19 protein-coding genes are annotated in these 21200 nt (G+C 59.7%); 12 read left to right on the top strand and 7 right to left on the bottom strand.

Annotation, left to right across the window (positions count from 1 at the left end; all coding sequences use genetic code 11):
* The first annotated feature begins 264 nt into the window (after nt 1-264).
* The 5 genes from ACESWY_RS09920 to ACESWY_RS09940 all read left to right on the top strand — a co-directional run bounded on the left by ACESWY_RS09920 (nt 265) and on the right by ACESWY_RS09940 (nt 3692).
* Nucleotides 265-825: a hypothetical protein gene (locus ACESWY_RS09920; protein ID WP_117798465.1), complete on the top strand. Its 561-nt coding sequence runs from the start codon at nt 265-267 to the stop codon at nt 823-825.
* A gap of 8 nt (nt 826-833) precedes the next feature.
* Nucleotides 834-1163 carry a helix-turn-helix domain-containing protein gene (locus ACESWY_RS09925; RefSeq protein ID WP_117758382.1) on the top strand — a complete coding sequence of 110 codons (330 nt, stop codon included), beginning with the start codon at nt 834-836 and terminating at the stop codon, nt 1161-1163.
* A gap of 144 nt (nt 1164-1307) precedes the next feature.
* A complete protein-coding gene (locus tag ACESWY_RS09930) occupies nt 1308-2069 on the top strand; it encodes an ABC transporter ATP-binding protein (protein WP_373094269.1) in 762 nt (253 codons plus the stop codon).
* Nucleotides 2066-2890 carry a hypothetical protein gene (locus ACESWY_RS09935; RefSeq protein ID WP_373094271.1) on the top strand — a complete coding sequence of 275 codons (825 nt, stop codon included), beginning with the start codon at nt 2066-2068 and terminating at the stop codon, nt 2888-2890. The genes ACESWY_RS09930 and ACESWY_RS09935 overlap by 4 nt, the downstream gene beginning before the upstream one ends.
* On the top strand, nt 2874-3692 hold the full coding sequence (locus ACESWY_RS09940) for a hypothetical protein (RefSeq protein ID WP_373094272.1): 819 nt from the start codon (nt 2874-2876) through the stop codon (nt 3690-3692). The genes ACESWY_RS09935 and ACESWY_RS09940 overlap by 17 nt, the downstream gene beginning before the upstream one ends.
* Before the next feature lie 110 nt (nt 3693-3802).
* On the opposite strand, the gene ACESWY_RS09945 is transcribed toward ACESWY_RS09940, so the two are convergent.
* From ACESWY_RS09945 to ACESWY_RS09970, 6 genes are all read right to left on the bottom strand, one after another.
* Nucleotides 3803-4612: a gamma-glutamyl-gamma-aminobutyrate hydrolase family protein gene (locus ACESWY_RS09945; RefSeq protein WP_373094273.1), complete on the bottom strand. Its 810-nt coding sequence runs from the start codon at nt 4610-4612 to the stop codon at nt 3803-3805.
* Between the two features lie 87 nt (nt 4613-4699).
* The gene (locus ACESWY_RS09950; RefSeq protein ID WP_196032117.1) at nt 4700-5464 is read right to left on the bottom strand and encodes an amino acid ABC transporter ATP-binding protein; all 765 of its coding nucleotides are present in this window, start codon (nt 5462-5464) and stop codon (nt 4700-4702) included.
* A 36-nt stretch (nt 5465-5500) separates the two neighbouring features.
* On the bottom strand, nt 5501-6334 hold the full coding sequence (locus tag ACESWY_RS09955) for an amino acid ABC transporter permease (protein WP_373094275.1): 834 nt from the start codon (nt 6332-6334) through the stop codon (nt 5501-5503).
* On the bottom strand, nt 6331-6990 hold the full coding sequence (locus ACESWY_RS09960; RefSeq protein WP_006234894.1) for an amino acid ABC transporter permease: 660 nt from the start codon (nt 6988-6990) through the stop codon (nt 6331-6333). Before ACESWY_RS09960 ends, ACESWY_RS09955 begins: the two co-directional genes overlap by 4 nt.
* A gap of 138 nt (nt 6991-7128) precedes the next feature.
* Nucleotides 7129-8124 (bottom strand): glutamate ABC transporter substrate-binding protein, encoded by a 996-nt coding sequence (locus ACESWY_RS09965; RefSeq protein WP_373094278.1) that lies wholly within the window; start codon nt 8122-8124, stop codon nt 7129-7131.
* Nucleotides 8125-8581: 457 nt separating this feature from the next.
* Nucleotides 8582-10363, bottom strand: a complete 1782-nt coding sequence (locus ACESWY_RS09970) for a 1-deoxy-D-xylulose-5-phosphate synthase (protein ID WP_373094280.1) — start codon at nt 10361-10363, stop codon at nt 8582-8584.
* 227 nt (nt 10364-10590) lie between these two features.
* Here ACESWY_RS09970 and ACESWY_RS09975 point away from each other — a divergent pair, with 227 nt between their 5' ends.
* The 6 genes from ACESWY_RS09975 to ACESWY_RS10000 all read left to right on the top strand — a co-directional run bounded on the left by ACESWY_RS09975 (nt 10591) and on the right by ACESWY_RS10000 (nt 19489).
* Complete coding sequence (locus ACESWY_RS09975) at nt 10591-11127, top strand: HD domain-containing protein (RefSeq protein ID WP_225093874.1); 537 nt, start codon at nt 10591-10593, stop codon at nt 11125-11127.
* 3 nt (nt 11128-11130) lie between these two features.
* Nucleotides 11131-12150, top strand: a complete 1020-nt coding sequence (locus ACESWY_RS09980; RefSeq protein WP_373094283.1) for a putative ABC transporter permease — start codon at nt 11131-11133, stop codon at nt 12148-12150.
* Nucleotides 12151-12410: 260 nt separating this feature from the next.
* Nucleotides 12411-13268 (top strand): HAD-IIB family hydrolase, encoded by an 858-nt coding sequence (locus ACESWY_RS09985; RefSeq protein WP_271740102.1) that lies wholly within the window; start codon nt 12411-12413, stop codon nt 13266-13268.
* Nucleotides 13269-13389: 121 nt separating this feature from the next.
* Entirely contained in the window at nt 13390-14100 is a 711-nt protein-coding gene (locus tag ACESWY_RS09990; protein WP_373094285.1) for a TetR/AcrR family transcriptional regulator, read from the top strand.
* A 164-nt stretch (nt 14101-14264) separates the two neighbouring features.
* A complete protein-coding gene (locus ACESWY_RS09995) occupies nt 14265-18893 on the top strand; it encodes an acyl-CoA dehydratase activase-related protein (protein ID WP_373094290.1) in 4629 nt (1542 codons plus the stop codon).
* Between the two features lie 92 nt (nt 18894-18985).
* On the top strand, nt 18986-19489 hold the full coding sequence (locus ACESWY_RS10000; RefSeq protein WP_373094287.1) for an aryl-sulfate sulfotransferase: 504 nt from the start codon (nt 18986-18988) through the stop codon (nt 19487-19489).
* A 14-nt stretch (nt 19490-19503) separates the two neighbouring features.
* Here ACESWY_RS10000 and ACESWY_RS10005 read toward each other — a convergent pair whose 3' ends face one another.
* Nucleotides 19504-20643, bottom strand: coding sequence for a DUF389 domain-containing protein (locus tag ACESWY_RS10005; protein WP_373094289.1), 1140 nt, complete (start codon nt 20641-20643; stop codon nt 19504-19506).
* A gap of 307 nt (nt 20644-20950) precedes the next feature.
* On the opposite strand from ACESWY_RS10005, the gene ACESWY_RS10010 reads away from it, so the two are divergent.
* Nucleotides 20951-21190: a hypothetical protein gene (locus tag ACESWY_RS10010; RefSeq protein WP_368163575.1), complete on the top strand. Its 240-nt coding sequence runs from the start codon at nt 20951-20953 to the stop codon at nt 21188-21190.
* Nucleotides 21191-21200: the final 10 nt, after the last annotated feature.

Raw genomic sequence — 21200 nt, forward strand, 5'->3', positions numbered from 1 at the left:
GGGTGGCTGAGCCCGATGGAGTACCGCAGGAAGCTTGGATACGCCTAGGCGCGGTCCAAGAAATCGTCCGCACCCCCTTTTAGGCCCGGTGGCGGCCCCAAAGTGGGAGATTATCCACTCTCGTTCGATATGTGTCCAAAAATCCACGCTCACCCCTCCGGGTTAGTAAATGGCCTATGCGCACTGGCGGGGCTTTCCGCATGCAATCAATATCGTTGTTCGATAAACTGTTCGAATAACGATAGAGTCGATGAGGGTGAGTGTATGTCTAACAGCGTTCAGCGTATGGCCAAAGCGGGCGAAAATATCAGGAAGCTTGGCTTTTGCATGGCAGCCGTTTTTGCAGGGATGCTCGTCGCTTTTGCCGCGTTGGTTGTTTACGTGATCTGGTATGCGGTTGCAAACGTTGCTTCTGTCGATTCTTTCGGCGTCGTGACGCTTCTCGATGGCGGGTGCATCGTTATCCCAAGCGGACTGTGCCTGGCACTCGTCGTGGGTATTTCGCTTGTCGTTCTGTGTGGGATCAGCCGTAACATCTCGCGAGGCGTCTCGCCCTTTACCAAGACGCATGTGCGGCTTATCCGTGTTCTTGCGCTTGCCTTTGCTGTTAACGCCGCGGTTTCGCTTATTGGTGCCTACGGATCGGTCAATCTTACCATTGGTGGGCTGGAGCTTTACGTCGTGCCTCATTCCTTCGTTATTGAGATTTGCCAAGGCGTTGCCTTTGATGCGGGGTCGCTTATCGGCGCGGCTGTCTGTCTGTGTATCTCGGTGATCTGGAGTTATGCCTCGCTGCTCCAAGAGCAGTCTGACGAGCTTGTGTAGGAGGAAGCATGAGCTATCTCATCATCGAGCTTGAGACGCAGCTGCTTAAGACCGGAAAGACCAGTGCTGATCTGATTCGTGCCACGGGGCATACTCCGGCTAATATTTCTAAGCTAAGAAACGGAAAAATTAAAGCTATTCGCCTTAAGACGCTTCTCGATATTTGCGATGAACTTGACTGTCAACCGGGAGATATTATTCAGCGTGTGAGTGAGAAAGAGCTTGAGGAGCTGATTGTCGAGCGCGCAAAAAATGTCGTGAGACAGATGCGGGACGGCGGAGGCAATGAGGTATCGCTTCCGACATCAGTCTTCGCTGTCGATTTGAGTGACGAGTAGCTTAAGGCAAACAACTAAAACGAAGTATCAGCGTGAAGGGACCCGTGTCTAACACGGGTCCCTTCTTTTAGATTATCTTGACAAATATGAGTTATCGAAAAACAATAACAACCATGGAAAACGATAAAGGAAAGAAGGAACGATATGAGCGGTTTTTCTATCAAGCAGAACGGGGGTCCAATGAACGCATCAGCGATAAAGCTATCAAAAGTTTCAAAACGCTACGGGAAACGGCACGTTTTGCATGACGTTTCCTTCGAGGTGCATCAGTCTGAGCTCTGTGCCCTTGTTGGTGCAAACGGGGCGGGTAAAAGCACGCTTATTAAAATAGTGCTGGGCCTCTGTGAGCCATCGTCGGGGAGCGTGGAGCTCTTTGGGGGCAAGTCGAAAAAAGAGCTGAGCCTGATGCGGACGCGTGTCGGCTATGTGCCAGATTCCTGCGGAGCATACCAATCCCTCAGTGCGGCTGAGAATCTTCGGATCCGATGTGCGGAATGGGGGCTTGATGCGAATCGTGAGATTCCTCGCGTTTTGAGCCTAGTCGGGCTGGACGTCGAAGAGAAAAAGAGCGTGAACAGTTTTTCTCTGGGAATGAAACGGCGGCTGGATATAGCTACGGCTTTGTTGGGCGACACCGACGTACTAATTTTCGATGAGCCGGCAAATGGATTGGACCCGCTGGGCATCGAGAGTATATGGGCCCTTATCGGTCGATTGAATCGAGAACAGGGTAAGACCATGCTCGTCTCTAGCCATGATTTGGATGAGTTGGCATCAGTTGCAACAAGTTGCGTGTTTATTCATGACGGCGAACTGCTGAAAAAGGAATCGATGGACGTCATAAGGGATGAGGCGTCGTCCCTAAAAGAGTATTACAGGCGCTTGATGAAGGCGGTCTCGCTATGAAGCGGGCGATCCATCCCATAAAGGCAGATATGATGCGTTTGCACAGGATGTTTCCGGCGAAGTTTGGTCTTGCGCTTATTCTGGCGTTCGGCCTTCTCTTCGGTGTCTTTCTAAAAAACGGAACAACGTTGCTCGCCTTTGGCAATAGCGTTTTTGGGGAGGATATTGGTTTCTGCTGGAATGTAATCGATCCTTCTGCACCCGATGAGTCCCTTGTGCGCAGTGCTTTTGCCGGCACGTCTCTGTTCGTTCCGCTCATCGTTTGCCTGGCGATTTTACAGGAGCGCGGCTATGAAGAGGGGCACCGAATTTCTTCAGCAAGAGGTCTTGCCCGCTTTAATGGGGTCCTAGCACATGTGCTTTCGTTTGCTTTAATAATTGGCGTAGCATATAGTGCGCTTTGCCTTCTTCTTTTTGCAATAGCGATAACACGTGGAGGGCAAAACTATGCGCATAGCATGCTGGCTGCATTTTTGCCCGCAATGATAATCAACGCCGTATTGGTGATATCGGTTGCGTTGGAGACGGTGACCATCTATCGGATTACAAGCAGCGCCGTATTGAGCGGGGCTGTGGTAATAATCGGATTTGTCATGAGCTTGACGCTCTACGGAACTTACCTTCAGGCGCCCATACCGTCCTTGCGATGGATTTTCCTTCTTCCGGGGCCGTATCTTGGAGTCGGATGTGCCCTTGGGTATAGCGATATGGGGCAGCTGACGCTTCTGGGATATGGCGTGGCAGCCAGCTGTCTATCGGTATTGATTTACGCTCTCGTGAGCTTTCGCGCTGGGGGTGTGTTCAATGGCTCGTCAGATTAAAAGACTTCTCCAGTCAGAATGGAAGCATGTGAGCAAATGGGCGTACGCCTTAATCCTGGTAATTTATGCGTGCATGGTGGTATTGCAGCTTAATTCTTTCCCGATGTGGTTCTGTAGCCTCCGTGAGAACAGTTTCTTGGGCTTTTTCCCAGACCCGACGCTTCGGCTATCGGCAGAGGATGTCCTTCTATTTGGTAATGCAGGGGTTTTTCGCGGTCTGCTTTTCAACGTAGCCCCGTTGGCTCATGCATTGTTCTTTCCGTTCATCGCGGCTTGCATTGTGCCGCGCTTTGTCAGTTCGGGCTTTATTGAGGAACCGTGGGGGTTGTCGGAGGCTCGGGGAGGGAAGCGTGTGTGCGCTATCGTTGCTCGAGTGGTGCTGTCTTCTTTTGCCCTTTTGGACGCGTTTATCCTGTCGAGTGTCGTTTTGTACTGTCTTAACTGCGTAATCGTTCCGGATGCTCAGCAGTATTTCAACCTGCATGTATTTTGCTATCGACTTGTTCTTGCTGCCGCTGCCTGCCTTGCATACGTGATCTCTTGCGTGATCGCTGTTTCCTATTTTGGGTCCGGCTTCGGTCCGATTGGCATGCTGCTGCTTGTCAACGTTGTAGCGATCTACATACAGATCGGGGCCAATTCCATGCTTCCGCTTCCAGCCTCGATGCTCATGTGGATTTGCGGCGTGACCCCGTTGGGGGATGGTCAATGCGTTTCGATTCTAATTGACTGCCTAATATACGTGGCAAGCGTTTTTGCCATTTGCTTTACCGTCGACCGATTGCGGTCGAGATTTCTTTGATTGTTTGTGAGGGATAATCATACCGAGCATACCAAATACAGGGGGGCGGGCACCGTTGCTGGTGTCCGCCCCCCCTGGCATGGAAGGTTTAAGCCTGTGTGATTCGCGAGCTAGCGGGCCTGCTTTACCTTGGCCGCCGCCTCGACAAACGACTTCCACAGGTTAAAGTCGGTCTCGAGCGTCTTCCACGTATACTCAGGGTGCCATTGCACGCCCAGGCAGAACGGCTGGCCTTCGACTTCGATGCACTCGGGAACGCCGTCGGTTGCCTTGGCGACCAAGCGCGTGCTCTTACCCAGACGATCGACGCAGCAGTGATGTGCGGAGTTGGTCTGGATCAGCCTGTGCCCGCCAACCGCGCGCTCCAGCAGCGAGCCCGGCACGACCTCGACAGGATGCACAGGGTCGTTGAGCACGTGGGTATGGCGCCACTGCGTGCGGCCCTCGCGCGCGCCTAGGCTCGGCACGTCCATGCACAGGGTGCCGCCGGTGGCGACATTGAGCAGCTGCGTGCCTCGGCAGGTGGTAAAGAGCGGCTTCTTGGCGCGAAGTACCTCGTTAACCAGCTTAAACTCAAAACGGTCGCGAATCTCGCAGCACAGCGTGGGGTCGTAAGGACGCTCGTCGCCCCAGCGTTTGGGGTTGACGTCCGGGCCGCCGGGAATGGCGATGCCGTCAGCGATTTCCACGTAATGACGGATAACGTCGACGTCTTCGGTAATGGACATCTGCAGCGGCAGACCGCCGGCGGCAAGAATGGCGTCGACAAATACGCTCGCAATCTCCTCGTTGGGGGAGAGCGTCTCGCTCAAATAGGGCTTCGCTTCTTCCCAGCGTGGTGCTACCAGGATAAGCGGGCGGTCAGCGGGATCGACGTCGACGTGCGGAGTGTAGGACGATGAGGTGCGGGTTCCGATCATGGGTGCGGCTTTCGAATCCGGGCGGACATGGCACAGGGGTGGCGCGGGACAAACGTTACTGATGAATTTGCCCGCGTGGCAATTGGGTTAGTGGCCCTTAATGGAGTTGAGGAAGTCCTGGGCGCGCTTGGTCTGGGGGTGGTCGAAGAACTCGTCGGGTGTGCCGGTTTCCACGATCTGGCCGTCGGCCATAAACACGACGCGGTCGGCCACGCGGCGGGCGAAGTTCATCTCGTGCGTGATGACGATCATCGTCATGCCCTGCTGAGCCAGACGGACCATGACCTCGAGCACCTCGTTGATCATTTCGGGGTCAAGGGCGCTCGTGGGCTCGTCAAAAAGCATGGCCTTGGGTTGCATGGCAAGCGAGCGGGCGATGGCTACGCGCTGCTGCTGGCCGCCCGAGAGCTGTGCGGGCACCTTATCGGCCTGCTCGGCAACGCCCACGCGGCCCAGCAGGTCCATGGCGCGCTCACGAGCTTCCTCCTTGGAGACGCCCAGCACATCGACCGGTCCCAGCATGACGTTCTGCAGTACGGTCATATGTGCAAACAGGTTGAACTGCTGAAATACCATGCCCAACTCGGCACGCATGCGGGCAAGATCCTTGCCTTCTTGCGGCAGGGGCTCGCCCTCGATGAGGATCTCGCCCGAGTCGATGGTTTCCAGACGGTTGATAGTGCGGCACATGGTCGACTTGCCCGAGCCCGAGGGCCCGATCACAACGACGACCTCGCCGCGGTCGACCGAGAGATTGATGTCGTTGAGGACGTGTAGATCGCCATAGTGCTTATCGACGTGCCTGAGCTCGATCAGCGGCTGATTGCCGGTAGAAGAAGTGCTCTGTGCCATGGTGCTCGGCTCCTTATGACTGGAAATGGTAAAGCATTAGCGGATGATGGTCGCGCCGGTCTTGTGCGAAACGTAGACAGCGGCCTTGTTGATCGCGACGTTGATGAGGATGTAGATGACCGCGATAACCAGGTAGACCGACACGAGGGCGTCGTAGTTGGTAATGAGCACACGGGCATTTTGCATGAGGTCGGGGTAGCTCACCACGTAGGCGACGGTGGTGTCTTTGACTACGACCACGAGCTGCGAAATCAACGACGGAATGATAAATCGAATAGCCTGCGGCAATACGATTTTAAAGGTGATTTTGGCTTTGGAGAGACCGAGCGCTTGGGCGGCCTCGACCTGGCCGCGCGGCACGGCGTTGACGCCGGCACGGAAGATCTCGGCCAGCACGCCGGCTGCAGCGAGCGCGACAGGGAGCGTGAGCATCCAAAACGACGGCAGCGCAATCTTGTACTGGGGCAGCACCAAAAAGAAGAAGTAGATGAACAGAAGGCTCGGCACGCCGCGGAAGAAATCGGTGAGCACGCGGCAGACCAGCTGCAGCGGCTTAATGTCGCTGGTACGGCCGAGCATAAGGGCTAAGCCCAGCACCAGCGCGATGGCGCCAGCGGTGAGTGCGACTTTAACGGTGCCCTCAAAGCCGGCAAGCAGGAACTTCCAAGTGGTGAGGTGCGTAAAGAAATACCAATAGTGGACCGAAAGCTGGCCGGTCACATAAAAGCGCTGCAGCACGAGGACGGCGAGCGCCGCTACAGCAACGAGCGAAATGGCGGTGCCGATGCGAATCTTTGCGCGCATCTTGGGGCCGGGAGCCTCGTAGAGCGCATCGCGCATGGTGAGCGCGGAGGTGGAGTGCTTGCTCATCGGAGGATCCTCACCTTCTTATCGATGTAGTTGCCAATGTGGCTCACTACAAAGGCCGTGCCCAGGTAGCCGAGCGCCGAGATAAAGAACGCGGCGACGCCGCCGAGCGAGCGCGTGTTGATGTAGCTCACCACGCCGGTAAGCTCTTGCGGCTTAAGCGGCACCTGGCTGCCCAAGGCGGTAGTGAGCATGACGGCGATAAAGAGGTTCGTCATGGGCAATACGCTTGAGCGCAGCGCCTGCGGAATTACGATCTTGGCGAGGATACGGTTAAAGCTCATGCCGAGCGAACGGGCGGCTTCGACCTGACCGACGCCGACGGTGTTGATGCCGCTCATAAAGTTTTCGGAGCCAAAGGCCGAGCCCAAAAGGACCGTGGCGACGATAACGCAGGTGCGGTAGGGCAGGACGACCTTGAGCGGTGGCAGCGCATAGACGACGATGATGAGCAGTGCGATGCCGGGGATGTTACGGAAGACCTGGACATACAGGTCGCCAAAGACGCGCAGTGGCTTGAGCGGTGACACGCGCATCACGGTGACGGCGACGGCCAGCACCATGGCGATGGCAAACGACTCAAGCGTCATGCCCCAGGTCGCTAGCAGCGCGTCGATATAGTTCTGGCCATAGAGCGACCAGAGTTCGGAGAGACTCATGCGGACCTCCCGCCGATAAGGAAAGGGGCTCCCGTGTGTACGGAAGCCCCGACAACTCAGTGAGGAAACAGTTTACCGCAATAAAGCGCATCATGCGTTTCCGTATGGTTTCGTTGCGGCCGTTACCAGGCTCGCTGCCTAGGCGCCGATCTCGGGCAGCTCGGGAACATTGGTGTCGCCCGTACGGTCGCCGATGCAGATCTGCCACAGCTTGGTCCAGGTGCCGTCGTCCTCGATCTTCTTAAGGAAGTCGTTGACAAAGGCGACGCCGTCGGAATCGAGCGGCAGGCCGATGCCGTAGGGTTCCTTGCTGCCGAAGGGCTTGCCGGCGATCTTGTACTTACCGGGCTCGCGGACCAGGGCGCTCTGCTGCATGTTGTTATCGATGACGTAGGCGTCAACGCGGCCCTGCTGGAGTGCCTGGCGGGCCTCCTCGTCGGTCTTGAACTCCTGCTGGCTGGCCTTGGGAGCGAGCTCCTCCAGGATGGCGGGGCCGTTGGAGCCGGACTGGACGGCGACGTTCTTGTCGGCCAGGTCGTCGACGCTCTTGATGTCGTCGTTATCGGCGAGCACCAGGATGGCCTGCTGCGTGTAGTAATAGGGACCGGCAAAGGAGACAAGCTTCTTGCGCTCGTCAGTGATGGTGTAGGTGGCAAAGACGGCGTCGACCTGGCCGTTCTGCAAGACGGACTCGCGCGTGTCCGAGGTCACCTGGGTGATCTCGACCTTGTTCTCGCCCAGAATGTAGTTGGACAGGAGCTGTGCGATACCGGCGTCGAAGCCGCGGGTCTGACCGTCTTTCTCGTTGAGGAGGGAGAAGAGCGTGGAAGTCTGAACGCCACCGATCTTAAAGACGCCGGCGTCCTTGACGGCCGTGGCCCAGGTGCTGGCGGCGATGGCGTCGTCATCGGCCTTGGGGCCGTTGTCGACGAGCTTGTCGAATGCCTTAGCGTCGAGCGTGGTGGAAGCCTCGGTATCCTCGGAGCTCTTGGAGGAGCCGGCGGCGGAACCCTTGTCGGCCTCGGCGCTGGTGTCGGAGCAGCCGGCAAGACCAAGGCCGGCGACGGTTGCGAAGGTGGCGGCAACGAAGCCGCGGCGGTCGAGAACGACCTGCTGGGAGAGGTTCTTGCTCATGGTAGAACACCTTTCTCAATAAAATCCCTAGCGGTTGAGTAGAGTTATACCCTATCGCGCTCAAATGGGTCAACACGAAATAACTCAGAAACATACTTACCTTATGGGTTATTCTACCTACTAAAAAGGGACAGGCACCTTCGTGGTGGTTTTGGCCGATGCGGCGGCATGCCTTGTTGCTTTGTCTCGATCTGTAACATCTGCAGCCGTTTTTGCCGAGCGACTGTTACAGATCGAGATTTTCTTTTCAGGGGAATTCGAATGTCTCAATCTGTAACATCTGGACGGCCAAAAGGTCTCTATCTGTTATAGATTGAGACAAAGGTCTGGGACTAGGACGTCTTATCCAGATCTGTAACAGTTAGACGGAAATTCGGACCCTAGATGTTACAGATTGAGATAATCGCGTCGCGAAAATAAAAACCTCCGCAGGGGTGCTTTCCTTGCGGAGGTTTTCTTACTCGTTGAGTAGTCTTACGGCTTCGGCGGCCATGTTCTCGACCGTCATGCCGTTCTGAGCGAGCAGCTCGTTGGGGTCGTAGCGGTCGGGGAAGCCCTTGGCGATGCCGAAGGTGCGCGTGCGCAACGGCGTGCATGCCAGATAACATGCCACGCGCTCGCCCCAGCCGCCGTCCAAGACGCCGTCCTCGAGGGTGACGACAACGCGATGCTCGGCGGCAAGGCTGCCGAGGAACTCACGGTCGAGCTCGGTTGCAAAACGCGGGTTGACGAGCGTGGCCTCGATACCGTACTCGGCAGTCAGGCGGTTTGCCACGCGCTCGCCCAGCTCAAAGAAATCGCCGAGCGCGAGCACGGCAACGTCGCGACCCCGGCGCATCACGTTGTAGTGAACGGCGCCGTAGTCGGTGTCTTCGGCGGGCGCAAGGTCGGGACGGCTCACCAGGCCAATACCAGGCACGCGGATCGCCACGGGATGCTCGCGGTGGTCGAGCGACCAGCTCAGCATGGACAGATATTCCTCCATGCAGGCCGGCGCCAAGTAGCGCATGTTGGGAAGACCGCCCAGCATGGAAATATCAAAGAACGAAAGGTGCGTCTCGGACGTGGTGCCAAAGATTGACGCACCAAACACCAGGATGGTTGCGGGGGCGTCGTTGAGGCACAGGTCGTGCCACAGCTCGTCGTAGGCGCGCTGTAAAAACGTGCCGTACACACCAAAGACTGGCTTGGCGCCCGAGCGCGCAAGCGCGGTGGCAAAGGTCACGGCGTGCTCCTCGGCAATGCCCACGTCGACGAACTGTTTGCCGGCGGCAGAGCGAAGCTCGGGTGTAAAGCCCATAATGTAGGGCGTGGCGGCCGTGATGCCAACGACCTGTGGATCGCGCTCGATGGCGGCGCTGAGCGCCTCGCCCGTAATGTCAGCATAGGTGCGCGGCGCGGGCTCGCTCGGATGGCCCGGGCAAAGTTTGCGGCCGGTTGCCATATCGAAGGGTCCCACATGATGCCAGTGCTCGGGGTCGCTCTGGGCCGGCTCAAAGCCTTTGCCCTTGGCGGTGGAGACGTGCAGCACGATGGGATGATCGATATTGCGCAGTTCCTGCAGCGCGTCGACCAGGGCCAACACGTCGTTGCCGGCGTCCAAATAACGGTAGTCGAGTCCCATCGCGCGGAAAACGTTGCGCTCACAGGTGCCGTTGCTGGTGCGCAGCTCGGCCAGATTGCGATAGAGGCCACCGTGGTTCTCGGCGATGGACTGGTCGTTATCGTTGACGATGATGATCAGGTTGCTGTCGAGTTCGGCGGCATTGTTGAAGCCCTCAAACGCCAAGCCGCCCGAAAGCGAGCCGTCGCCAATGATGGTGATGACGTTGTAGCTGTCGCCCGCCAGATCGCGGGCGTGTGCCAAGCCGCAGCCCAGGCTCACCGATGTGGAGGTGTGGCCCATGGCGAACAGGTCGTGCTCGGACTCGTCGGGATTGGCAAAGCCAGAAGCCTCGCCAAAACGTTCCGGATCGATATAGGTATACGCGCGCCCGGTCAGCGCCTTGTGGGCGTAGGTCTGGTGCGAAACGTCAAAGACAATCTTGTCGATAGGGGAGTTAAACACGCGATGAAGCGCAACCGTAAGCTCAACGACGCCCAGGTTGGGGGCAACGTGTCCGCCGACAGCGGCGGAGCTTTCGAGGATGGCGTGGCGAATCTCGCCGCAGAGCAGCGGAAGCTCGGCGCGGTCGAGAGCCTTGACGTCCTCGGGCGTTGTCGTTTGCGTAAGCAGCATCGTTGTGGGTTACTCCATGCGAATCGAGCGCCGGCGCTCCCTCGGCCGACACAATTACACAAGACAGTCTCGCACATTTTGGCGTTTGATATGTGACGGCGGCGCGGTAATTCGACAACTGGTGGGGCAAAACGTTTTGTCCGATGCCATACTGATAGATTCGATGATGATTTTTTCAATACGTGCAGGCCGTGGCTTGCCGCCGTGAGCCGCTGGAAGGAGGCAGCATGTCCGATGCCGTTCGTGCCGAGAAAATCGCGCACGAGGTCGACGATGCCGCCCGCCAGCTCGCCCAGGCGGGCCGCTTGGACCTGACGCGCGAGTTTATCCAGCATGGCGACGTGACGGTCTATGCACATGTGACCTCGGTGGCACGGGCAAGTCTGTCCTTTGCCGAGCACTTGGGCCGTGCTGGCATTTCGATCGACCGTGCCTCGCTGCTGCGCGGGGCCTTGCTGCACGACTACTTTCTCTATGATTGGCACGACCCCGACCCGAGCCATCGACTGCACGGATTTCGACATCCGTTTTTTGCCCTGGCGCGTGCCGAGGAAGATTTTGAGCTGACGCCGCGAGAGCGGAATATTATCGTGCGGCATATGTTTCCGCTGGTGCCGGTGCCGCCGACGTGTCGCGAGGCGTGGATTGTTTGTCTGGCGGATAAATGGTGTGCTCTGCGTGAGACGGTCGCCGGCCGCCTGCCGCGCAAGGACGAGACGGACGATAGCGTGAGTAAAGCATCGAGTGAAAAGAGGAGAGGGTAGACGGTGGAAACCGCGATTGATATGGCGTTTGGCGGCGCGACGCTTGCCGCCTGCCCACTCTCGGCACTGGTGCTCTCGTTTGCCTTCTACGGTTTTTGCGGTTGGGCATGGGAGTCGACGGTCTGCGCCATGCTCAACCACGGACGCTTTGCCAACAGCGGCTTTTTGCTGGGACCGTGCTGCCCCATCTATGGCGCGGGCGGCATTGCCTGCTGGCTGCTGTTGCGCGGGATTCCGGATGCATCGAGCCAGTTTGTCGCTGCAGCGCTCGTATGCAGCGTGATTGAGTACAGCGTAGGCGTGCTGTTGGAAAAAACAACGGGCGCTCGCTTTTGGGATTACTCGCACCTGCCGTTTAACTTGCACGGACGCATTTGCCTGTACTGGGCCTGCGCGTTTGGCCTGGGTGCGTTGTGTATTTGCCGTTTAGTGGAGCCGGCATTGCTGGGGCTGCTTGGCCATCTGCCGGTGCTGATTGTGCGACTGTCCGCCTTTATCGTCGCGGTCGCGATGATGGTCGACGCGGTGTGCTCGTTGGCGAGCTGGCGGCGTCTGTCTGATCAGCTGGAGCGCGTCCGGGCCGACCTTGCCGACCGCATCAACGAGTCGCTTGCCGATGCCTCGGACTCAATGCTCGAACGTATTCCCGATTCTACGATTGACTCGGTGGCACAGACGCACATCCGTAGCCGTGCCGTTAACGCGTGGCTGGCCGAGCTGGGTGACGCCGCGCTCGATGCCCTGCGCGAGAAGGCTTCGATGCCGACGTTTATCGCGGATGGTGCTCGCGGCCTGGCGCTTGCCGCCCGCCGCGTGGCCGATGCCGCGCCGAACATGCCGCGTCCGTCGCTCAGTCGTCGCCTTGCCGGCAAGCGCATGAGCCGTCCGGTGCCAAGCGTGTCGCTCAGCCGCCGCGACCTACGCTTCTTTAACGCCTTCCCGCGTCTGCGCATCAATCGCTACGAAGGCGTCATTCGAGCAACTAATCTCCGCGACCGAGCCCGCGAGCTGTTCCGCCACTAGCCGGGACGGGCGCGCTCACGGCTTCCTTGCTCGCGTATTTCCCGTCCGTTTCGCGTCCGTTGCCGCGCCGTTTCCAAGATTGCGGCACCGTTGGAGACGGCAAGATTTGGGTCGAGCCGGTCGAGGAAGTCATCCGCATCCGTACCGGCGAACACGGTCCCGCCGCGGTGTAGGACAATCTTTCGCCTGACGGGCGCGCCTCTCTTGGGGCGCGCCCGTTCTCGTCTACAATATCGTGCAGACGAAGGAGAGGCATGCCCATGATCAAGATGTTTGCGAGTGACTTAGACGGAACGCTGCTGAACGCCCTGCACGAGGCGGATGGGACCATCCGCCGTGCCATTCGCGAGCTGACCGAGGCTGGCCTGCATGTGGTTCCCGCGACCGGACGCTCGACGTTGCCAATCGGCGAGCATGGCTTTACAGGTTTGGCACTCGACGCCTGCTGCTCCAATGGGTCCATCGTGCGCGACAGCCATGGCGAGGTGCTCAGGACCTGGACCATCGACTCGCAGATTACCGAGGAGCTGCTCAAGGAGTTTCCGGATATCTGTTTTGACTGCTCCACGCCCGATGGCATGTTCTCGAGTGGATCGTTCGAGATGCACCAGGCAGGCTTTAAAAAAGACAGTCCTATCAAGCGCATCGTGATGCGCGGCATGCGTGCACGTGGGGGGTATCACGAGGAACAGTATTTCGACCAGTCGATCGGTGACATCCTGCGCCACGATGTGTGCAAGATCAACTGTCGCGTGACCTCGCCCGAGCTGGAGCGCGACCTTAAGGCGTATTTGGCCGAGCGCTCGGACCGCGTGGTCAACGCGCCGTTTGATCCGGTGATGTTCGAGATCACGGACGTGGCGTGCAACAAGGGCGAGAGTGTGGCCTGGCTGGCGGGCTACTACGGCATTGCCGAGGACGAGGTCGCGGTTTACGGAGACGGCGGCAACGACATTGCCATGCTCAAACGCTTCCGCCATAGCTACGCGACCAAAAACGCAAGCGATGCAGCTAAGGCCGCCGCTAGTGCGACCATCGGCAGTTGCATGGTTCACGCCGTCCCCAAACACATGCTCGCCACCATGCATAAGCAGAACTCCTGCGCCATCATCGAATAATGCGACAAAAGGACTGCCCCTTCGTCACATCCCAAATATTGCCTTTACGTGTTGATGCACACGGTGTGCAATAATACTCGCACTGTGCAATAGCGCACAGGCTGAGTAACAAGGAGGACGTTTGTCCCAGCTCGAGAAATGCGATCGCCGGTCCCTTCGCTCGCAGCGTGCCCTTCGCCAGGCACTTGCCAGCGAGCTTGCCGAAAGCGGCGACCTTTCGCGCATTAATGTCGCGTCGCTCACCGAGCGCGCTGGCCTTACGCGCCGCACGTTCTATTCGCACTACCGCGATATCCCCGACTTTATCAATCAAATCGAGGACGGCTTGCTGGCCGAGATCCGTGAGCGCATTGAGCTCATCACCGCAGCTCAGCTGCCCGATCTCTATCACAACATCGATGAGCTCGAGCCGGCACCCGGTTCGGTTGAGTTGCTGCGCTACCTTGCGGCCAACCGCGATTTAATCGGATCGCTGCTGGGCCCGGGCGGCGACCCCGCCTTTATTAAAAAGATCATCGATACCGCACGCGAGGGCGTGGTGCCGCGCGCACAGACGGGCATTTTGGGCTTGGCGCTGGGCACCTTCTTTGACTACTACGTCACCTATGTCGTGAGTGCCGAGGTCGGCATGATCCAGCGTTGGTTTGAGCGTGGGCTCACCGAATCGCCCGAGACCATGGCGCGCATTATGACGGTTATCGCCTTTGTGCGCCCCGGCGACCTGTATGGCCAACCCATCGATATCAACGTGCCGGAATACGGCATGAAGCTATTGAATCTGCAGCTCGAGGACGCGGTCGACACCACCGCAACCGTCGAGTCCAACAACTAAGAGGAGAGACAATGAGCAAACTCGTCGAGGGCATCAAGGACCGCATGGTCGCTGCCGCACGCGAGGCCGCGCCCGCCGTGGTGGACGCCGCGCAGAAGGCCGCGACCGCAGCTGCCGAGAAAGTTGCCGAGGCAGTTGCCGATGCCAAGAACGCGGCAGGGGAGATGTCCGTCGCTAGCGAGCTCGCCACTGCCGCTGAGCCCGTAGCCGCCGTCCACGCCCCCGAAGGCGCGATCTTCAACCCCGAGAACGCTCGCGGCAACCTGCACCTGGGCATCGACGTGGGCTCCACCACCGTTAAACTTGCCGTGCTCAACGACGACAACCAGATCGTCTACGCCAAGTACCAGCGCCACCACACCGACGTCCGTGCCTGCGCCCGCGACCTGTTCGAGGGCGCTGCGACCGTGCTGCCGGCTGCCCAAATGACCTGCGCCATCACCGGTTCGGGCGGCCTGCTGCTGTCCCAGTGGCTCGACCTGGAGTTTGTCCAGGAGGTCATCGCCAGCAAACGCGCCGTCGAGACCCTCATCCCGGCCACCGATGTCGCCATCGAGCTGGGCGGCGAGGACGCCAAGATCATCTACTTCGACAACGGCATCGAGCAGCGCATGAACGGCACCTGCGCCGGCGGCACGGGCGCGTTCATCGACCAGATGGCCACTCTGCTGCACACCGACGCCAGCGGCCTCAACGAGCTCGCGGCCAACGCCACCACCATCTATCCCATCGCCAGCCGCTGCGGCGTCTTTGCCAAGACCGACGTCCAGCCGCTGCTCAACGAGGGTGCCCGCCCCGAGGACGTGGCCGCCTCCATCTTCCAGGCTGTCGTGACCCAGACCATCTCGGGCCTGGCGTGCGGCCGTCCCATCCGCGGCAACGTCGCCTTCCTGGGCGGCCCGCTGCAGTACCTCTCCGAGCTGCGCCACCGCTTCTACTTCACGCTCAACCTGGACGAGGAGCACCGTATCGTGCCCCAAAACGCTCACCTGTTTGTGGCGAGCGGCGCCGCCATGGCGCACGAGTCCAATAAACTCAGCACGTTCCCGCAGCTCATCGGGGCCATCGATGCCCTGGGTGACACGCAGGGTGCCGAGGTCGAGCGTCTGGATCCGCTCTTTGCCACCGACGAGGACTTTGCCGAGTTCAAGACCCGCCACGACACCGAGGTCGTCCCCAAGGGCAAGCTCGAAGGCTACACCGGACGCGTGTTCATCGGCATCGACGCCGGCTCCACCACCATGAAGGCCGCGCTCGTGGGCGAGGACGGTCAGCTGCTGCACACCTGGTACGGCAACAACAACGGCGACATCCTAGGCACGGCCAAGGTCATCATGGCCGATTTCTACAACCACATCCCCGCGGGCTGCACCATCGGCCACGTGACCACCACGGGCTACGGTGAGGCGCTGCTCATCGAGGCCCTCAAGGCCGACTCCGGCGAGATCGAGACCGTCGCGCACCTGCGCGGCGCCAAGGCGTTCCTGCCCGGCGTCGAGTTCATTCTGGACATTGGCGGCCAGGACATGAAGTGCCTGCGCGTGAAGGACGGCGTCATCGAGCACATCATGCTCAACGAGGCCTGCTCGTCGGGTTGCGGTAGCTTTATCGAGAGCTTCGCCGTGTCTATGAACATGGACGTTCGCGCGTTCGCCGACGCCGCTATCCATGCCAAGGCTCCGGTCGATCTGGGAAGTCGCTGCACAGTCTTTATGAACTCGCGCGTCAAGCAGGCGCAAAAGGAAGGCGCCACGGTGGGCGACATCGCGGCCGGCCTGTCCTATTCCGTCATCAAGAATGCCCTGTTCAAAGTCATTAAGCTGCGCGACCCCAAGGAGATCGGCAGCCAGGTGATCGTTCAGGGCGGCACCTTTATGTCCGATGCCACGCTGCGCGCGTTTGAGCAGCTCACCGGCGTTCACGCCGTGCGTCCCGACATCGCCGGCTGCATGGGCGCCTACGGTGCGGCCCTGCTCGCCCGCGATCGCGCCGGCGCCGACGGCACCTCGACCATTCTTTCTGCCGAGGACATCGCGCACCTCACCGTGACGCAAAAACACGTCCGCTGCGGTCGTTGCTCCAACAACTGTCAGCTCACCGTCAACGATTTTGGCGGCGGTAGGCGCTTCATTACCGGCAACCGCTGCGAGAAGGGCGCCGGCCACAAAAAGCAGAAGACCGAGGCCCCCAACCTCTTCAAAAAGAAAAACGAGCTGCTCTTTAACCGCGAGGTGCTGAGCCCCGACGAGGCCCCGCGCGGCACCGTCGGCATCCCCCGTGCGCTCAACATGTACGAGAACTACCCCTTCTGGCATGCGTTCTTTACGCGCCTGGGCTTTAGCGTGCAGCTGTCCGACCAGTCGAGCAAAAAGACCTACCAGGCGGGTATCGAGTCCATGCCGTCCGAGAGCGTGTGCTACCCGGCAAAGATGAGCCACGGCCACGTGATGAACCTTATCGACCGTGACGTCGACTTCATTTGGATGCCGTGCGTGCGCTGGGAGCGCAAGGAGGATCCAACCGCCGGCAACTGCTACAACTGCCCCATCGTCATGAGCTACCCCACGGCGCTGGCGCTCAACATTGACGAGATCCGCGAGCAGAACATCGAGTTCCTGTATCCGTTTGTGCCCTATCACGATAAGACCGAGCTCAAGCGCCGTCTGTACCAGGTGCTCGCCGTCGACCGTGTGGCCGATGCTGAGGCCGGTCGCGGTCGCGTGCGCGGTCCCAAGATCACGCGCTCCGAGGTCGATGCTGCCGTCAACGCTGCCTTTGAGGCCGATGCGCGCTTCCACGAGGATATCCAGACCATGGGCGAGGAGGCTCTTAAGTGGGTCGAGGATCACGGCGGCCACGGCATTGTGCTCGCCGGCCGTCCTTACCATAACGACCCCGAGATCAACCACGCCCTGCCCGAGCTTATCTCGAGTTTTGGCTTTGCGGTCTTTACCGAGGATTCGCTTGCGCACCTGGTGAAGCCCGAGCGTCCCATCCGCGTGGTCGACCAGTGGATGTACCACAGCCGTCTGTACGCCGTCGCCCGTTTTGTGACGATGCGCAACGATCTGGACCTGATCCAGCTCAACTCTTTCGGCTGCGGTCTCGATGCCCTGACCACCGACCAGGTGCAGGAGATTCTGGAGGCCAGCGGTAAGATCTACACCGTGCTCAAGATCGACGAGGTGTCCAACTTGGGCGCCGCGCGCATCCGCATCCGCTCGCTCATGGCAGCGCTCAAGGACCAGGAGGCCGAGCGCCTGGCCGAGGCCACGGCCGCGGGCGAGGCCTACGAGCAGGGCGATGCTGCGCCGGTGGCACCCTCCACGGACGCCCCCGCGTTCGCGAGCCGCAAGTACACGTTCGAGGCGCAGCGTGAGAGCGCCTCGACCGCATGGCCCAAAGTGCCCTTTACCGAGCAAATGCGCGACGAGGGCTACACCATCCTGTGCCCGCAGATGGCGCCGATCCACTTTGACCTGGTCAAAGAGGTGTTCCGTGGTGCTGGCTACAACTTGGAGCTGCTGCCCTCGACCGATCACGATGCCGTCGAGGCCGGCCTGCGCTATGTGAACAATGACATTTGCTATCCGTCGATTCTGGTAACGGGCCAGATCATGGAGGCCATCGAGAGCGGTCGATACGACCTGTCCAAGACAGCCGTGGTTATCAGCCAGACCGGCGGCGGCTGCCGTGCCACCAACTACATCGCACTCATCCGCAAGGCCCTGCGCGAGAGCGGCCATCCCGAGATTCCGGTGATCTCGCTTTCGGCTGTGGCGCTCGGCGAGGACAACCCCGGCTTTAAGATTACGCCGGCGCTGCTTAAGCAGGCAGTCTACGCGGTGCTCTTTGGTGACGTGATGATGCAGATGCTCTACCGCTGCCGCCCGTACGAGGCCACGCCCGGTGCTGCCAACGCACTCTACGAGGAATACATGGCGCGTGCCCGCAAGCTGGCGCCTAAGTTCAACAGGCACAACTACACCAAGCTTGCGCGTGAGGCCATCCGCGCGTTCGACACTATGCCGCTTGTGGGCGAGGGCACCAAGCCACGCGTGGGCGTGGTCGGCGAGATTCTGGTCAAGTTCCATCCCACAGCCAACAACCACGTGGTCGATGTCATTGAGCGCGAGGGCTGCGAGGCAGTGGTGCCGGGCCTGCTCGACTTCTTCCTGTACTCCATGAGCAACGCCGAGCTGCAGAAGGACGAGCTGGGAAGCTCTGCCACTACGCGAGCGGGCATGCAAGCGCTTATTAAGCTCGTGGATTGGATGCGTACGCCGGTGGAGGAGATGCTCGAAAAGTCCCGCCGCTTTGAGGCGCCCGAGCGCATCGGTACCATGGCCGACAAGGCCCGCACGGTGCTTTCGGTGTGCAACAACATGGGCGAAGGGTGGCTCCTCACGGCCGAGATGCTCGACCTGATCGACCACGGTGCGCCCAACATCATCTGCACGCAGCCCTTCGCGTGCCTGCCCAATCACGTGGTGGGCAAGGCCGTGATCAAGGAGCTGCGCCGCCAGCATCCCGAGAGCAACATTGTTGCGGTGGACTACGACCCCGGTGCGTCTGAGGTCAACCAGCTCAACCGCATTAAGCTCATGATCAGCGTGGCCAAGGAAAACATGCGCGCCGGTAAGGGCTTTAAGCTCGAGAAGGTGGCGCCGCTCGCGATGGACGAGGTCACCGGCCAGATGCGTGCCCACGACGGCTGTGTGAGCTGCGGGCCGGTCGACGAGAGTGCCGTGGCGTCGGTCGCTGAGCGCCTGGGACGCGGCATTAAGAAGTAACTGGCCTGCTTAGGGCTAGATATGAGGCAAGCGGGTGGTAGCCGTATCGGCTACCACCCGTTTATTGCTGGACATATGTTGTGCAAATGACCTTGCTACAGCCTTCCGTGGGCTCGCCCGATTTTTGGGCCGGTTCGGGCTTTGAGGGCAAATTGCTGCAGGCCCAAGGCGATTTTTCGCTCAACGCGGGCCAGCACAGCGTGACGTATCTGCCGAGTTCTGACACGGCAACGACCGGTCGCTACCAGGTGCTGCTGTACGACAACAACTTTGGTACGGCCGAGAGCTATCCCAAGTTCGACTGGGGTCAGCTGGGCGCCGCGGTGGTGACCGACTACAGCAAGGGAACGCATTCGTTTGGGCGAATCTTTACGGTGGACGAGACCGCGCGCACCTACGAGCTTGTGGACCAGATCGCAGTGCCGTTTTCGGGCTACGTGAGCAGCGCGCAGCGCGTCGGCGATTCGAATAGCATGCTCGTGGCATCGGGCATGGCCAAGACCTTTGCCGAGTACGATCGCTATGGACTGCTCATCGCTACATACGAGATGGAAGCCGAGAAGTACATCTACCGCGTGTACAAGTACGAGCTGTAGCGCTGCGCTCCGCATCACTTTACGTCAAATTCCACGCGATCGAGCTCGGACACGTTGAGGTCGATGAGCTTGCGGGCGACGTGGCGGTCGTGCGCCCCGAGCGCCTCGCCTGTCGTCACGTGGGCGACAACCTCGCGCTCGACGATGCCCTCCTCCTCGCCTTCGGTAGCCGAGGTCTCGACGGCGACGGTGTAATCCTTAAAGCCCGGCAGCACCGCGGCAAGCTCGCGCGTGGTTTCGGTGACACCGTAGCCGTCCTGCACGCCGGCCTGCGCCGAGCCAATGGAGCCTGCGGTCATAACGATGCAGGGGATGGCAAAGATGGCCGTTCCCACGATGATGCGGCGGCGCACCTTGCGCGATAGCTCGTCGACCTCGGCATCTTCTTCGGCGGTCACAATGCCGTCGCCGTTGAGGTCGCGCTTGAGCGGCACGCGCAAAAGAAGCAGCACGGCTTCGGCAGCCAGTGCGATAAAGACCACGTTGATGCCAAACTCATAAAGCGCCGAGAGAAACAGTGACCCGCTTGCGATGGCGATGCCGTAGCCCGCCGCGCACAGGGGCGGCATGAGCGCGGTCGCCACGGCCACGCCGGCGATGAGCGTGGCGGGTTCCTGGTCGCGCGAGTTGCCCAGGCCGCCCGCAAAGCCGCCCGCGAGCGCGACGGCAAGGTCCCACACAGTCGGTGTCGAGTTGTCGATGATGGCGGCCGTGGTGGTGCCAAGGGGCGAGAGCTTAAAGTATAACGTGGATGTGACCAGGCAAAAGGCCATTTGCAGCGCAAGGCCGGCGACGGCTTCGACGGTAATCTCGCGGTCGAGCGTGGCGATGCCATATGCCATGGCAAGAACCGAGCCCATGAGCGGGCAGATGAGCATGGCGCCCACGATGGCAATGTCCGAGTCGATATCGAGGCCGATGCTTGCGATGAGCATGGCGATGATGAGAATGCACAGGTGCGAGCCGGTCAGACGCGCCCCGTTTACAAAGCGCTTGCGGATCACGTGGTAGGGTGCGCGACCCTCGCGAATGTTGAATGCGCGCTTTAGGAAGCGGGCGGCGTTCTCCATGGCCTCGCTATGAGCAGGGCGGATGCCGTGACGCCGATGATGACGCTCGCGCAGTCGTTTAATCTGTTGTTTGTCGAGTTCCATGTCCACCTCGTTCCAGCGCGGTCCGCGCAACGCGCCCGTTGTCCTAACTCTACACCGTGGCGGGCGGGGCGTCTGTTGGATGCGGAATCCGATAGGGCGGATGACGCGGGAGCAAATGCAAATCACAGGCTTAATTCCATCCCGCGAAAATATGATGCACCAGCTCCTTCAAATGTGACGAAGTTGTGAAGCACAGGAGCACGAATTTCAAAAAATACGCTGGTCGCCAATGTTGCGCAACAGAATTCAAAAATCGACAGCTACCGTTTGATACGTATGGATACATCCGTGTCAAAGGGAGAAAGCCATGGCAAACTACAGTCCACAACACTTTGAGCCTCGGGCCAAGGCCGTCAACGTCAAGGGCGTTGCCAACCGCGCCGTCGCAACCGTTTTGACGGCGGGCCTCATCGCTCAGCCGCTCATGTCGCCGCTGGCGGCAATCGCCGCACCGTCAACCGATAACGGCGATTCTGTTCAGGGGGGTGTTCCTATAGTTTTGTCAACTGGGAAATGCTCTCCGTGCGACCGAATCGCGGCATGCTGACGCCAAGCCA

The sequence above is a fragment of the Collinsella aerofaciens ATCC 25986 genome, assembly GCF_964237925.1.
Classification (GTDB): Bacteria; Actinomycetota; Coriobacteriia; order Coriobacteriales; family Coriobacteriaceae; genus Collinsella; species Collinsella aerofaciens_BJ.